The 15,007-nt window shown below is 36.5% G+C and carries 12 protein-coding genes and 1 pseudogene; 11 read left to right on the top strand and 2 right to left on the bottom strand.

Features of this window, described 5'->3' with window-relative positions; translation table 11 throughout:
* Positions 1–75 precede the first annotated feature (75 nt).
* From BkAM31D_RS06980 to BkAM31D_RS07005, 6 genes and pseudogenes are all read left to right on the top strand, one after another.
* Positions 76–774 carry a helix-turn-helix domain-containing protein gene (locus BkAM31D_RS06980; protein ID WP_066160071.1) on the top strand — a complete coding sequence of 233 codons (699 nt, stop codon included), beginning with the start codon at positions 76–78 and terminating at the stop codon, positions 772–774.
* Positions 775–1,136: 362 nt separating this feature from the next.
* Positions 1,137–1,961 carry a pyruvate, water dikinase regulatory protein gene (locus BkAM31D_RS06985; protein ID WP_066160067.1) on the top strand — a complete coding sequence of 275 codons (825 nt, stop codon included), beginning with the start codon at positions 1,137–1,139 and terminating at the stop codon, positions 1,959–1,961.
* Positions 1,954–4,628, top strand: a pseudogene (gene ppdK / locus BkAM31D_RS06990) (pyruvate, phosphate dikinase). The gene BkAM31D_RS06985 and the pseudogene ppdK overlap by 8 nt, the downstream one beginning before the upstream one ends.
* 223 nt (positions 4,629–4,851) lie before the next feature.
* On the top strand, positions 4,852–5,871 hold the full coding sequence (locus BkAM31D_RS06995) for a TRAP transporter substrate-binding protein (protein ID WP_066160061.1): 1,020 nt from the start codon (positions 4,852–4,854) through the stop codon (positions 5,869–5,871).
* A 70-nt stretch (positions 5,872–5,941) separates the two neighbouring features.
* Positions 5,942–6,439 (top strand): TRAP transporter small permease, encoded by a 498-nt coding sequence (locus BkAM31D_RS07000; RefSeq protein WP_066160058.1) that lies wholly within the window; start codon positions 5,942–5,944, stop codon positions 6,437–6,439.
* A 6-nt stretch (positions 6,440–6,445) separates the two neighbouring features.
* A complete protein-coding gene (locus tag BkAM31D_RS07005; protein WP_066160055.1) occupies positions 6,446–7,726 on the top strand; it encodes a TRAP transporter large permease in 1,281 nt (426 codons plus the stop codon).
* A 46-nt stretch (positions 7,727–7,772) separates the two neighbouring features.
* Here the strand turns inward: BkAM31D_RS07005 and BkAM31D_RS07010 are convergent, their stop codons facing one another.
* On the bottom strand, positions 7,773–9,731 hold the full coding sequence (locus tag BkAM31D_RS07010) for a glycosyltransferase (RefSeq protein ID WP_066160052.1): 1,959 nt from the start codon (positions 9,729–9,731) through the stop codon (positions 7,773–7,775).
* Between the two features lie 197 nt (positions 9,732–9,928).
* On the opposite strand from BkAM31D_RS07010, the gene rfbF reads away from it, so the two are divergent.
* The 4 genes from rfbF to BkAM31D_RS07030 are packed head-to-tail and all read left to right on the top strand — an operon-like array spanning position 9,929 to position 13,357.
* Complete coding sequence (rfbF, locus tag BkAM31D_RS07015; RefSeq protein WP_066160049.1) at positions 9,929–10,714, top strand: glucose-1-phosphate cytidylyltransferase; 786 nt, start codon at positions 9,929–9,931, stop codon at positions 10,712–10,714.
* Positions 10,638–11,801, top strand: coding sequence for a CDP-glucose 4,6-dehydratase (rfbG, locus tag BkAM31D_RS07020; RefSeq protein WP_306807455.1), 1,164 nt, complete (start codon positions 10,638–10,640; stop codon positions 11,799–11,801). Before rfbF ends, rfbG begins: the two co-directional genes overlap by 77 nt.
* Positions 11,794–12,732, top strand: coding sequence for an NAD-dependent epimerase/dehydratase family protein (locus BkAM31D_RS07025; RefSeq protein WP_066160043.1), 939 nt, complete (start codon positions 11,794–11,796; stop codon positions 12,730–12,732). Before rfbG ends, BkAM31D_RS07025 begins: the two co-directional genes overlap by 8 nt.
* Before the next feature lie 25 nt (positions 12,733–12,757).
* Complete coding sequence (locus BkAM31D_RS07030; RefSeq protein ID WP_066160040.1) at positions 12,758–13,357, top strand: AAA family ATPase; 600 nt, start codon at positions 12,758–12,760, stop codon at positions 13,355–13,357.
* Positions 13,358–13,404: 47 nt separating this feature from the next.
* On the opposite strand, the gene BkAM31D_RS07035 is transcribed toward BkAM31D_RS07030, so the two are convergent.
* Positions 13,405–13,683 (bottom strand): hypothetical protein, encoded by a 279-nt coding sequence (locus BkAM31D_RS07035; RefSeq protein WP_066160037.1) that lies wholly within the window; start codon positions 13,681–13,683, stop codon positions 13,405–13,407.
* Positions 13,684–14,073: 390 nt separating this feature from the next.
* On the opposite strand from BkAM31D_RS07035, the gene BkAM31D_RS07040 reads away from it, so the two are divergent.
* Positions 14,074–15,006 carry a Phenylacetic acid catabolic protein gene (locus BkAM31D_RS07040; RefSeq protein WP_066160034.1) on the top strand — a complete coding sequence of 311 codons (933 nt, stop codon included), beginning with the start codon at positions 14,074–14,076 and terminating at the stop codon, positions 15,004–15,006.
* Position 15,007: the final 1 nt, after the last annotated feature.

The following is a 15,007-nucleotide window of genomic DNA, read 5'->3' on the forward strand; positions in this document are numbered from 1 at the left end:
GTAGGAGGAATTTGTTCATAGTTTTAGCCAATATGTTACATAACGATAATAAATTTCAAGATATGGGGTGAGTATATGGATAATTCGTCACAAAAATATACGATAAAGGAAGTTTCTAAAAAGCTAAAAATTCCAGTAGGACAGTTGAGAGAATGGGAGGATGTGTTCTCAAGTGTTATTTATGTACAGAGGACAAAAACAGGAGCTAGGCTCTATACAGACCATGATTTGGAGGTATTAAAGAAAGTAAAATTATTAAAGGATAGCAATATAAGCAAAGAAGATGTTCATTTTATACTAGCAAATCATAATGAGGTTGAGGATCTACAAGAAGAGACTGAAGAGGTCCAAGTGAAAGAAGAGTTTATTGATATGTTACGTTCTCTTCAGAATGAGACAACAGAGACGATTGAACAATTAACTACTTCTTTTGAACGTTTTAAGGAGGAGCTAGTTAAAGATCTTAAAGATCAATTAAAATCGGAAATGAATGAAGGACAAAGCAAAACAAAATCTCTTATTCAATCTTACTCACATATGATTGTTGATACGCAGGAAAGTACAAAAGAAGAAATTGAGCGATTGAGACAGGATATTTATAAAGAAGAAGAGGAAAAGCTATTCATTCAGCAGAAACTTGAAGAAAGAGAAGAACAGTTTCAAGAATTTGTTTATGCCTATAGAGAAACAGCGGCAGCGAAAGAAAAACAAAGGTTTCCTAATTGGTTAAAGATCTTTAAGACAAAAAAAGAAAGCTCCGTTGATTTAACATAAATAAACTAGTTGAATGATTATAGACTAAAAGGGTTGGCGCTTTTAGAGTAGCGGCAGCCTTTTTATATGTTAATTAATGAACAGAAATTGGTGCTAAAGTATTTTCTTTTATTAACTTATAAAAAAGGGTTGTTTGTCTGTACAATCGATGGTAATATACTATTTAATTTAATGTATAACACATTAACTTTTTAATCCTTAATTAGTATGACATAATTGTTATTTTATAGTATTATAGTGTAGTACAATTTGTTTGTACTTTCTTTATCAACTACAAGGGTGTGAGAATTTCAAAATAAGAATTGCTTGCTTGATACATAGGGTAAGAGCTTGTAACAATCTAGTTGAAAAGGGGATTCGTTGTGGATAGAAAGGAAATGGTCTATGTCGTTTCTGATTCAGTTGGTGAAACCGCTGAATTAATGGTGAAAGCTGTTGCCTCACAATTTAATGGAGGGAATGTGGAGATTCAGCATATTTCCTATGTTGAGGACATCCAAGATCTTCAGAATGTCATCGCTGCTGCAAAATATAGTAATTCGATCATTGCCTACACAATTGTGATCCCTACTTTAAAGAATTTCTTAGACGAACGTGCAAAGGAAGAGGGAATTCTGGCAGTTGATTTGATGCACCCACTAATTGATGCCTTTACGCAGAAATTTAACAAAGATCCGAAATGGCAGCCGCGTCTTATGAGGAAATTAGATGATAACTATTTCAGAAGGGTTGAAGCGATTGAGTTTGCTGTTAAGTATGATGATGGGCAGGATATACGAGGGATATCAAAGGCAGATATTGTGTTAATCGGTGTTTCAAGAACATCAAAGACACCGCTTTCAATGTATTTGGCTCATAAGCGATTCAAAGTTGCCAATGTTCCGTTAGTACCTGAAGTACCACCTCCTGATGAAGTGTTTCATTTACCAAAAAATAAGTGTGTCGGATTAGTTATTACACCAGATAAATTAAATGAAATTCGTAAAGAACGCTTAAAAAGTTTGGGATTAATGCCAATGGCTAATTATGCAGACTTTAATCGTATATTAGAAGAGTTAGATTATGCCGAAAGAATTATGAAACGTATAGGATGTCCTATTATTGATGTTTCCAATAAGGCTGTTGAAGAAACAGCGGATTTAATATTAGCAATGTTAAAAAAGAGAGGGGCAGGAGTGCATGAGTAAATTCGTATACATGTTTGATGAGGGAAATGGTCAAAAAAGAGAGTTATTAGGTGGAAAAGGTGCGAATCTTGCAGAAATGACGCGCATAGGTTTACCAGTCCCTTATGGATTTACAATTTCAACAGAAGCTTGTAACGCGTATTATGATGCGGGAAAGGCACTAACATCTGAGGTAGAGTTGCAAATTTTGAAGGCTCTTTCACAACTTGAAGAGAAAACAGGAAAGAAGCTCGGTGATGCTTCTAATCCACTACTCGTGTCTGTTCGTTCAGGAGCCGTTCACTCAATGCCAGGAATGATGGATACAGTTCTAAACTTGGGAATGAATGATCAAACAGTGGAAGGGTTGGCTAAGCTTACAAACAATCCACGTTTTGCTTATGATTCTTACCGCAGATTTATTCAAATGTTTAGTGATGTTGTATTAAAAGTAGATGCTTTTTACTTTGAACAGTTGTTGGAAGAAGTCAGGGAAGAAAAAGGATATGCATCTGATCCTGAAATGTTAGCAGAAGATTGGAAGGACATTATAGAAGGATATAAAGAAATTGTGAAAAAGCATGCGAAGAGAGGTTTTCCTGAAGATCCTTATGAACAAATGTTTTTATCAATTAGTGCTGTGTTTGATTCATGGAATAATCAACGAGCGATCGTCTATCGCAGACTTCAAAAAATACCAGGACACTTAGGTACAGCTGTAAACATTCAAAGTATGGTATTTGGAAATATGGGTAGCGATTCAGGTACCGGTGTAGCTTTCACTCGAAACCCTTCTACAGGTGAAGCGAAGCTATACGGAGAGTACTTAATTAATGCCCAAGGGGAAGATGTGGTTGCGGGCATTCGTACCCCCAACCGATTGTTACATTAGCGAATGAAATGCCTGAAGTATATCAGCAATTTGTAGATACTTGTAATCTATTAGAAAAGCATTATAAAGATATGCAGGATATTGAATTTACAGTTGAACGTGGAGAACTGTTCATATTACAAACTCGAACAGGAAAAAGAACTGCTCAAGCAGCGATTAGAATAGCGGTTGAATTAGTGCAAGAGAAAATCATTAGTAAGAACGAAGCGCTTCTACGAGTTGACCCAGAACAGTTGAATCAACTTCTGCATCGCCGAATTGACGACTCAGTTGAAAAAACACCGTTAGCAAAAGGGTTGCCTGCTTCACCTGGAGCTGCTACTGGAATAGTTGTATTTAGTGCTGATGATGCAGAGCGACTTGCAAAAGATGAAGAGCGAGTTATTTTAGTTCGTCCTGAAACAACACCTGATGATATTCATGGAATTGTTGCTGCTCAGGCTACTATTACAAGTCGTGGCGGAATGACGAGTCACGCTGCAGTTGTAGCAAGAGGAATGGGAAAAGCTTGTATTTGTGGTTGTGAAGCATTAAATATTGATTTAAAAGGAAAGCAGTTTAAAGTGGGAGAGGTCATTGTTCGTGAAGGTGATGTAGTGACCATTGATGGCTCCACTGGTGAGATTATTTTAGGTGAGATTCCAATGATTGAACCAGAATTATCTGATGAATTTCAGCTGCTTTTAACATGGGCGGATGAAGAGCGTAAGTTAGGTGTTCGTGCTAATGCAGATAATCCTGAAGATGCAAAGAAAGCATTTAATTTTGGTGCGGGTGGAATTGGGTTATGCCGTACAGAGCATATGTTTATGGATGCAAACCGAATTCCAGTCGTCCAAGATATGATTCTAGCTGAGTCGTCTAGAGAGCGAGAGGAAGCGCTCTCCAAACTATTGCCAATGCAGCAAGAAGATTTTGAAGGGATCTTTGAGGCAATGGATGGCTTACCTGTTACCGTTCGTTTATTGGACCCTCCTCTTCATGAATTCTTACCTGATAAAGAAGAATTGCTGATCGAAGTGACCAAGTTACAATTGACAGCCCCTGATTCGGAAGAATTAAAGGAGAAGGAATTGCTATTACGTAAAGTTCGTCATTTAGATGAATTTAATCCGATGCTTGGACATCGTGGTTGCCGATTGGGGATGACGCATCCTGAGATTTATGTCATGCAAGCAAAAGCGATTTTTTATGCGATTGCGACAATGAAACAAAAAGGAATTGATGTAAAGCCTGAAATCATGATTCCGCTAGTTGGTCATGTAAATGAGTTGAAAGAGATGCGCGAGCTTGTCATAAAGGCTGAACAGTTGGTGAAGCACGAAACGGGAGTGGAGTTTGACTATTTAATTGGAACAATGATTGAAGTTCCTCGTGCAGCATTAACAGCTGATCAAATTGCCGAAGAAGCTGATTTCTTCTCGTTTGGAACAAATGATTTAACACAAACAACTTTTGGGTATAGCCGTGACGATGCAGAAGGAAAATTCCTTCAAATGTATATCGAAAATAAGCTTTTACCAGAAAATCCATTTGCTTCGTTAGATCAAGAAGGAGTTGGAAGATTAGTAGAAACAGGCGTGAAGCTTGGCAGAACAATTAAGCCAGGATTAAAAACAGGAATTTGTGGTGAGCATGGTGGAGAAAAGCAATCGATTCAATTTTGTCATGAAATTGGGTTGGATTATGTAAGTTGCTCTCCTTACCGCGTCCCACTAGCACGACTTGCTGCCGCGCAAGCTAGTATCAAAAATGATTTAACTCAATCTGTAAGCGCACTCCAAGTTCAAAAGTAATATGCGATGCACCTGACTTTTTACCTAAATAGTCGGGTGCATTTGTTTCGTTTTGAACGAAATATTCAGTAATCTGTAAATTTTTAACTTTAATAAAAGTCTTGATTTAAAAAGCGCTTACACGTATAATGACATTAGCAAGACAGTTGGTTTGTTTGATAAACAAATAAAAGAAACGAATTAACTGTAAACGTTATCTTACTTAATATAAGGGGAAAAAAGAATGAAAAAGGTCGTATCATTATTCTCAACGGCGTTTTTAGCAGTAAGTATTTTAGCTGCATGTGGAGGATCAAACGACGCTTCAACAGAAAGCGCTGACAATTCTGGAGACAACAAGGAAACTGTTACACTTACACTAGCTGAGAACCAGCCTGAAGATTACCCTACAACAGTTGGTGCAAAAGAATTCGCTAGACTAGTCGAAGAAAAAACAGATGGTCGCTACAAAATCGAGGTATATGCGGGTGGACAACTAGGTGATGAAAGAAGCGTTATTGAACAATTACAATTAGGTACGATTGATCTAACTCGTGTAAATGGAATTCCTTTAAGTGAGTTTTCAAGTGATATTGGTGTGCTAGCAATGCCTTATTTATTTGAAAATGAAGAGGAAAAATGGGAAGTTTTAAATGGTGAAATTGGTCAAGACCTTTTAGAAACTTTTGACGGGTCAAGTCTTGTTGGTCTTGCATTCTATGATTCTGGTGAAAGAAGTTTCTACAATACGCAACGTCCTGTAACAACACCTGAAGATTTAGAAGGTTTGCAAATCCGTGTTCAACAATCAGATCTTGCAATTGATATCATTAACTCACTAGGTGGTTCTGCAACTCCAATGGAGTATGGTGAAGTTTACTCAGCTCTACAAACAGGCGTTATTGATGGCGCAGAAAATAATTTCCCTAGTTACTTTACTTCTAACCACTATGAAGTAGCTCAGTACTTTACTGTTAATGGTTATCAAGGAGTTCCTGAAGTGTTATTAAGTTCTGAGAAGCTTTGGAATAGCTTAAGTGCAGAAGATCAAGAAGCATTTCGTGAGGCAGCCCTTGAATCTGTAGATATACAACGTCAAGCATGGGCAGAGCTAGTTGAAGAAGCTAGAGATGTTGTTTTAGAAAACGGTAGTGAACTTGTTGAAGTTGAAGATGTAACAGCTTGGAGAGAAGCAGTACAACCAGTATATGACAAATATGGTGAACAATTTGGAGAGTGGCTTGATCGTATCAATGCGAACTAAATTTTGATAACGGGAGAAAGTGGGGATCTTTTCTTTCCCGCTTTCTTACTCTTTATAGGAGGACGTTTTTATGAAAACGTTAAAGATGGTTAGAGACGGTCTCACTCGTCTACAATTAGGATTTTCGCTAATCTTATTAACTTTAATGACTTTATCCATTATTTATCAAGTCTTTTCAAGACAAGTACTTGGAACGGCACCTGCTTGGACAGAGCAGTTATCAAAATTATTATTTGTATGGGTAAGCTTTATGGGGATCGCATATGGATTTAAAGCAAAACTTCACATCGGTGTAGGTCTTTTCGTAGGAATGCTCCCTGAGAAATTACAAGATGTATTCGATTATATTGCAAAGGGATTAATAATCCTGTTTGGCGTAGTTCTCGTTTATTATGGGATGGAGTTTACAATTTTAATGAATAATTCAACAATTCCAGGTCTTGGAATTACTTCTAGTGTGTTGTATGCAGCTATACCAGTAACTGGCTTCTTCGTTTTACTTTACGGCGTTGAACTATTGTTCAAAAAAGGACTACATGAAAAATACGATGATGTCAGTGAGGAGTGATGAAATATGGGAATCTTTTTATTAATTGGTAGTTTTGTCATCTTTCTAATCGCTAGAGTCCCAATTGCCCTTTCCCTTATCTTATCTTCCTTCATTACAGGAATGTATTTAGATATTAACTTAGGCGCACTTGTGCAGCGTATGGTCGGTGGGTTAAATTCCTTTTCTTTATTAGCGATTCCGTTCTTTGTTTTAGCAGGAGAAATCATGAATGAAGGTGGGATTTCAAGACGATTAATTAATCTTTCTAATGTTATTATTGGAAAGATTAGAGGTGGACTCGCAATGGTTAACGTCTTAGCTAGTACATTTTTCGGAGGTATTTCAGGATCTGCCGTTGCAGATACATCATCTGTTGGGTCGGTATTAATTCCGATGATGAAGAAAAGTGGATATAAAACGGATTATTCTGTAAGTGTAACGATTTCCAGTGCTGCACAAGGTGTAATGATTCCACCGAGCCATAATATGATTATTTATTCGACCGCTGCTGGTGGTGTGTCCGTTGGTGCTTTATTTATGGGTGGCTTGCTTCCAGGCATTTTACTTGGGTTGGTGTTACTGGTTACCACCTATATTATTGCAGTTAAAAAGAATCACCCTAAAGGTGAACCAGTAAAAAAAGAAGAAATACCTAAAATTGTTCGTGAAGGTTTATTAGGATTATTTACAGCTGTTATTATTATCGGTGGTATCGTTAGTGGAATTTTCACAGCAACAGAATCAGCAGCTATTGGTGCTTTATATGCATTCATTATTACGTTTTTTGTTTATCGTGATATCCCGTTTTCAAGATTCGGTGTTATCTTGCACAGAACATTTAAGACGTTATCAATGGTGTTGTTCTTAATTGCAGCATCTTCTGCATTCGGTTGGTTATTAGCATTATTAAAAGTCCCAACAATGGTCTCTGAAACAATGTTATCAATTTCACCGAATGATATAATTACTCTATTAATGATTATTGTTATTCTATTAATACTTGGAATGGTTATGGACATGGCTCCACTCATTCTTATAGCAACGCCAATTCTTTTACCTGTAGCAACAAGTATTGGTATGGATCCTGTACATTTTGGAGTTGTATTAATGCTTTGTTTAGCAGTTGGGTTAATTACTCCGCCGGTTGGTACGGTTCTCTTTGTCGGTTCAGCTATTGGTAGAATTTCAATAGAAAAAGTAACAAAGGCTATGATGCCTTTTTACGGGGCAATTATTATCGTATTACTACTAATTGCCTTCTTCCCAAGTCTCGTATTATTCTTACCAGACCTTTTACTTGAATGATGATAGAAGAGAAGGCTGTCTCTTATTGTGACAGCCTTCTCTTTTTTTATATAGTTAATATATTTTTTGGAGTATAGTTGGCCGGGAGAGAAGAAAGAAATGGCCTACTCTCAACAATTATTTGTTTATTTCGTAATTCTTTATATATTTGCTGTAGGTGGTGCACGTAAGGTGTGTAAATATATGCTAGTACATCGTCGCTGAAAGAGAGTTCTTCAAGCTTCCAAAGCTCAAATTTATTTGAATTAATCATAAGCATGCTCCCAAAATGATAACAAATAAGAGGAGACTCATCGATAAAGAGCGTAGTTGAGCGTTTGCTTACTTGATGAACGCCTTTCATAACAAGGTTCCAAGGAGCGGTATCGATCCCTAAATGACCAATCGTCTTAATATTTGAGAAAAGGTGAGGGATTTGATTTAAATATTTTTGGTCTCCCCAGCGAAGTGGATCAAACTCGGAGTCGTAACACCAATCAAAACATTGTTCCTTCCACCAATTGAGTATTTTTCTACTATTTGGTTCTTGTTTGAAGCCAATTAATCCAGCTTGATAAATGCCATGAATACGTTCTATCTCTGGTGTGCTTCTTTGTTTGCTTAAAAATATGGAGGAGGTTGACCATTGGTCAAATAACGTTTTGGCACTACTAAAGAAATACATATCGGCGTCACAGTAGACGAGGTGATCGATTTCATTATATTGGTCTAATACATAAGAACATACGAGTGGTTTCATTGTCCAGCAAGTCTCAGTTAACGTACGATCGTTTTTTACTTCTTTTAATCTTGTTGTTTCAATTTGAGAAGATGGAATAAGAGTAACATGCTTCAAATCTAACTTTTTTAATGTTTTGATTGTTGCATCATCCATACAGCAGATCCAAAGGTGAAACGCATCTCCATGTTTTAGGAGTGATTGATAGAGAGCTAATCCTTTTATCAAGTATTCCTTGCTAATAATAGTAGTAAAACAATAAAAGTCGTCTGTTTCATCCATTTTTCGCCGTAAGGCAGTGTATTTGTAAAAGGTTTTAACTTTTGCCTTATCTTTGTTGCTATAAAAGCGTTGAATGCTAACTCCGGAGTATTTTAGCTTTTTGATTAGGTTGCGAATTTTAACGATATAAGCTTCATAAATGTTCTTCTTGATCGCTCGTTTTATCTTCAAATGATTTAAGGACCAAAGTTCATATTCATTTTCATTTAAGATGGAAAAGCATGCGAAGTGATAGACGATTAGTCTATCATTCTCAACATAAACCTCTCCGTTACTCTTCTCAATTTTAAAATCGTTATTATAAACACAATTCCAAGGTGCTGCATTTATTCCTAAATGAGAAGAAACTTTTACATTAGAAAATAAATTAGGAATTTGATCTAAATACTTTTGGTCTCCAAATCGACTTTCATCTGCTTCCGCAGAGCACCACTCTTCACAGCGCTTACGCCACCATTTGACGCTTTGTAAGCCATTACGGTCATTACGAAAACCGATCAGGCCAGCTTGATATTTCCCGTATTTCTTCTCGACCCAATCTAAATCTCGTTGAGGAGTTAAATAGACTGAGGCAGAACCCCATTCATCAAAAATTTCCTTCGGATCTGAAAAAAAGAATAAATCTCCGTCACAATAGAGAATGGAATCAAGATTATACGTTGTAAGAAGGTGTTGAATTAATGGTGCTTTAATTGTCCAACAATATTCATTCATTTTTCGCTGCTCGCGAAGCTGTTTGAGTCTAGTATTTTCAATTTGTTCAACGAAGAAGAGGACCATTTGTTTCATATTTAATTTTTTTAAAAGTTTAAATGTATGGATATCCATACAACAAACCCAAAGTTTAAAACTGTTCGAGTTCTCGTACAAAGACTCATAGAGAGCTAATACTCGAAGAACATAGTCTTTACTTGCAGTTACACAAAAGTGATAATGATTTTTATTATTTTCAATATTTCCAACCACTTTTGTTTTTCTAGTAAATGGAAGAAATTGTTCCAACAATAGTTATCTACCTCTTTTCTTATTTTCATCAAAATAGTTTATTTTTGATAATGTATGAGTTCTCTTACAGATTGCTCTAGTTCAATAGTCTGTTTCTTAAAAGATAGTAAATAAGTACTGCTGTTTAATAGACTTTCATACAAGCCAAATATATCTTTCTTCCATATGATTAAGAAGATTTAAAAAAGGGGTATAAAATGAAAGTTGTCATATTAGCAGGAGGTTATGGAACTAGATTAAGTGAAGAAACAAAGGTAAAGCCGAAACCAATGGTGGAAATAGGAGGAATGCCAATTTTATGGCATATCATGAAAATCTATTCAAGCTATGGGTATAGGGATTTTGTAATATGCCTTGGATATAAAGGGCATGCAATAAAAGAATTTTTCACTCAATATATGCTGAAAACAGCAGATGTTACCATTAACCTATCAGATAATCAAATGATTATTCATAACAAGAAGGTTGAGCCGTGGAAAGTCACATTAGTTGAAACGGGGGTTGAATCAATGACAGGTGGAAGAGTGGCAAGAATTAAGCCCTATTTAGATAATGAAACATTCATGCTGACATACGGTGATGGTCTATCGGATGTCAATGTGAATAAATTAGTTGCATTCCATAAAAGTCATGGAAAAACGGCTACTTTAACAGCTGTTCAACCGGATGGGAGATTTGGTTCCTTGGAGATCGATCCTATAAATAAAATAAGAAAGTTCGAAGAGAAGCCACAAGGAGACGGGAATTGGATTAACGGTGGTTTCTTTGTGTTAGAACCAGAGGTGTTCCGTCATATTCCTAGTGACTCTACTGTATTTGAAACAGATGTACTACCATCATTAGCTGAACAAGATGAACTAATGGCCTTTAAACATCAAGGGTTCTGGAAGCCTATGGATACAATTCATGATCGTAATACGTTGGAGGAGCTTTGGACTAAAGGAAATCCACCGTGGAGGAAGTGGAAAAAAGATGGTCGATAAAGAGTTTTGGAAGGGGAAAAAAGTTTTTTTAACTGGTCATACGGGGTTTAAGGGGACTTGGCTTAGTTTATGGTTAACAAGTATGGGAGCTCATGTTACTGGTTATGCTCTAGCTCCTCCTACTTCTCCTAGTCTATTTGAACTTACGAATCTAGAAAATATAGTGGATTCATATATTGGGGATATCAATGATTACAAAGAGCTGCAACGTTTAGTAAGTTCTGTTGATCCTGATATTGTGTTTCATATGGCGGCTCAACCAATTGTAGGTGATTCGTATAAAGAGCCCGTAGCTACCTTTCAAACAAATGTAATCGGTACAGTTAATATACTTGAAGCTGTTTATCATGCCGTAACGGAAGGGAGTAAGGTGCGAGCGGTTGTGAATGTTACAACTGATAAATGCTATCAAAATAAAAACTGGTATTGGGGGTACCGCGAAAATGAGCCGCTCGGTGGTAACGATCCTTACTCAGCTAGTAAAGCATGTTCCGAACTAGTGACAAATTCTTATCGGAAATCATTTTTTTCAGAAGGTTCTAAAGTAGCCATAGCATCTGCGAGAGCGGGGAATGTGATTGGAGGAGGCGATTGGTCCCCTGAGCGTTTAATCCCTCAATGTTTAAAATCTTTACTGAATGAAGAGCCAATTATCCTTCGCAAGCCAAATGCTGTTCGTCCTTGGCAACATGTTCTAGAGCCGTTATCAGGCTATTTGCTTCTAGCAGAAAAATTGCACACTGAAGGTCAAACTTATGCGCAAGCTTGGAATTTTGGTCCGGATTACAATGATTGTAAGGAAGTAGGAGTCGTAGTGAATCGATTAATTCAGTTGTGGGGAAAGAAAATTCCAGTGAAACATTTGACAGAAAACCTCTACGCTGAATCGGATCTTTTAATGCTAGATTGCTCAAAATCGAAATCGCTATTAAGTTGGAAGCCGATTTGGACGTTAGAACATTCGCTGTACCAAATTGTCAAGTGGACGAAAGTTTATCAACATCAAGGCGATGTAAGGGAAGTTACCTTAAAACAAATCTCTGAATATATGAAGGAAATACAAAAGAGGCAGAGTTTAGATGAGTAGTTTAAAAGGAGTTCGTATATTAGTTACTGGAGCAACAGGTTATATCGGATCACACGTTTCAAGAAAGCTCGTTCAAGAAGGGTGTGAAGTTCATATACTACTAAGACCAACATCTGGTAAGCATTTAATCTCAGATATTGAAGAAAACATTATTGAGCACTTGTATGATGGGAGTTACCAATCGATTGAACGAGCGGTACGTTTAAGTCGTCCAGAAATAGTGTTTCATTTAGCTTCATTTGCGTCTATTCGCTATGAGACAAAGGATGTTCCGAACATGCTAGAAAGCAATATTGTCATGAGTACCTTTCTGGTAGAAGCGATGACACAACACCAGGTGAAAAAATTGGTTAATACGAGTTCCTTTTCACAACATGTGAACCAGGAACTTTACCATCCTAATAGTCTTTATGCAGCGACTAAGCAAGCATTTGAAGATATACTCCTTTATTACACGAATGCTTCTTCTTTACAATCGATTACTCTAGTCTTATTCGATAATTATGGTCCTAACGATCCAAGGCCAAAGTTAATGAATTTGATTGATCGATCATTAAGAGAAGGAACGACATTGTTAATGACACCTGGTGAACAATATTTAGACTTACTCTATATTGATGATGTTGTTGATGCATATCTTGTAGCAGCAGAACAATTGTTCAGTTGTACTGGTAAAAGAAGAGAGAGATATGCGGTACGAAGTAAAAGTAGAATAAAATTACAACGGCTCGTACCTCTTTTTGCCGAGATTGCAGGCAAGCCTTTACGAGTGAAGTGGGGAGCATTAGAGTATCGACCTGGTGAGATTATGATCCCTTGGAATAAAGGTGAAGTACTACCACAATGGAGTCAAAAAATTCCGATAGAACAGGGCATTGCAAAGATGATATGTGAAAATGATGAAAACTTAAACAAAAAGGAAGTCAAGTGAATAATAAGGCGAAAGGAGAGTTCATGTGAAAACAGTTGTATTAATAAGTGGTCCTTCTGGCTCAGGCAAATCAACGATGAGAAGGATATTGAAACAAACGCTAGGCCATCGTTTTAATGATCGTATTGCAGGAGTCGAAGTTGATGATATATACCGTTTTATAGATCCGAGGTTTAATGCAAAGAATTACCTAGAGATTTGGCAAATGGCTAGAGAGAGCACTGGACATTTAGCGAGAGGGATGCTTTTAACTAAAATTGATGCAGTATTTATTTTTGGAAATACGTTATTTTCAGATGAATCAGTAGAGGATGTATTAAAAAATATAAAATTAGATGAAGAGGTGAAATTTTATCATGTTACACTTGCTCCAACTCGCGATACGGTAGCTAGTCGCTTGAAGAAGAGGCAGCATTCAGTTCCTGATTGGCTCGATGATCATTTAGCAGAACGGCAGCCATATATTACAACAAAGTGGACAAATGTTATTGATAATTCACAAATTACACCTGAAGAAACATTAAAAGCGATTTATAAAATTATTGAACACAACAAAGATATGAATCACTTCATGAGAATGAGCCAGCAACCTAATTGGTTTAAACGAGTTTTTAAAGGGAAATAAAAAAACAGCTACTGGTATTAGCTTTGGAAGATACCAGTAGCTGTTTTTTATTCTTCGTCTTCTAAAAAGGCTTCAATCTGATTCATTCTTTTGTCAAATTCTTCTGTGTCGATTTGCTCTTCTTGGTCATCTTCCCACTGTTTCATTTGCTTTGAAGTTTCCGTTATCTTTTCAATAGCTTGTGGAGCATGAGAGGCTTGTGTTCCAACTGGATGATCAATTTCTCGAAGACGAGAAAAAAGATCTTTATACTCCTCTTGTAGTCTTTCACGTTCTTGAAAGATTTGTTGCATTCTTAATTGGATTGCGGCTCTTTCATCAAACACAATTCTTCACTCCTATAATGACTATTATACGGTCTGAATTATACCATAATTTTGATAATTTATCGCCCGGTAGTCTGCTGATAACAAATAATTTATAATATGTTTTTTTAAACGTTAATAAAAAATACATAATAAATAAAAGCTATTGTTTTTTTTATAAATTTCAAATGATATAGCAACGTTAGGTCTAATTCTAATGAAAAAGCGTAAAAACCCTGATAAATTAACACTATTTCCAACGTAAAAACTAATTTAAAGGTATAAATAATTATAATTCCTAAATAAAATAAATTTTCTGTTAAATTATTGACACTTTATTTCGGTTGATTTATATTACGTTATATAAACGTTAGTAGTTAAAACATAATAAAAATTCGAGGGGTGTTATCAATGGAGAAACAAGAGTTATTAGAGAAGATTAAAAAGGGTTTTGTTCTAGAGGAAAAGGAGGATATGAATCAAGAGTATCTTGAAGCATTAAAACAAACGCTGATGATTGTTGCAGATACAGAGCTTTTAAGTGTTCCTCCACTGTTAACTGTTTATGAGCAAGCTCCAAGCTTAAACTTAAAGATTACGGCACTAGCAGTTATGCAAGATGAAATTGGCCATGCCCATATCGCATGGCGATTGTTAAAAGATTTAGGCGAAGATATTGAGAGCCTAATGTTTGATAGAGAAGCACATAAATGGAAAAATCCTTACGCTTTTGATTTTAAATTAGATAATTGGATTGAACTGGGAGTATTTAATGCGTTCTTTGACCGTGCTGGTTATACATTGCTAGGGGATGCTTATCAACATACGACTTACGGACCTTGGAAACGAGCTTTAGTAAAGGTTGATAAGGAAGAGCTTTTCCATCTACGTAATGGCGAAGTAATTATGAGAAATGCAATGAAGGATCCTGAGACAGCGAAACAAGTTCAAGATGCAGTAGATTGGATGTTCTTAATGGCATTAGAATTCTTTGGCGTTGCAGACAACTTAAAGAGTCGTTCGACACAGCTTGAATACAGTTTGAAGGGGAAAACAAATGATGAATTACGACAAGTTTGGTTATCGACGGCGATTCCGTTCTGTGAGTCAATCGGAGTAAATGTACCAGCTCACTATGATGAGGAAACAGAAAAGTATGTTTTGGATGTTCCGTTCCCATGTGTGTTTGACGCAGAGAAGAAAAAGTGGAACTTCGAACAACCAGATACATGGGACAATGTCATTAAACGATTTAAAGCACGGGGCCCGCAAAATGAGGAGTTCATTGAACGAGTACAAAGAGGACATTTCGAATTAGAAAATCTACGTAAAGAGGTGATCTAAC

Source organism: Halalkalibacter krulwichiae, assembly GCF_002109385.1.
Lineage (GTDB): Bacteria > Bacillota > Bacilli > Bacillales > Bacillaceae_D > Halalkalibacter > Halalkalibacter krulwichiae.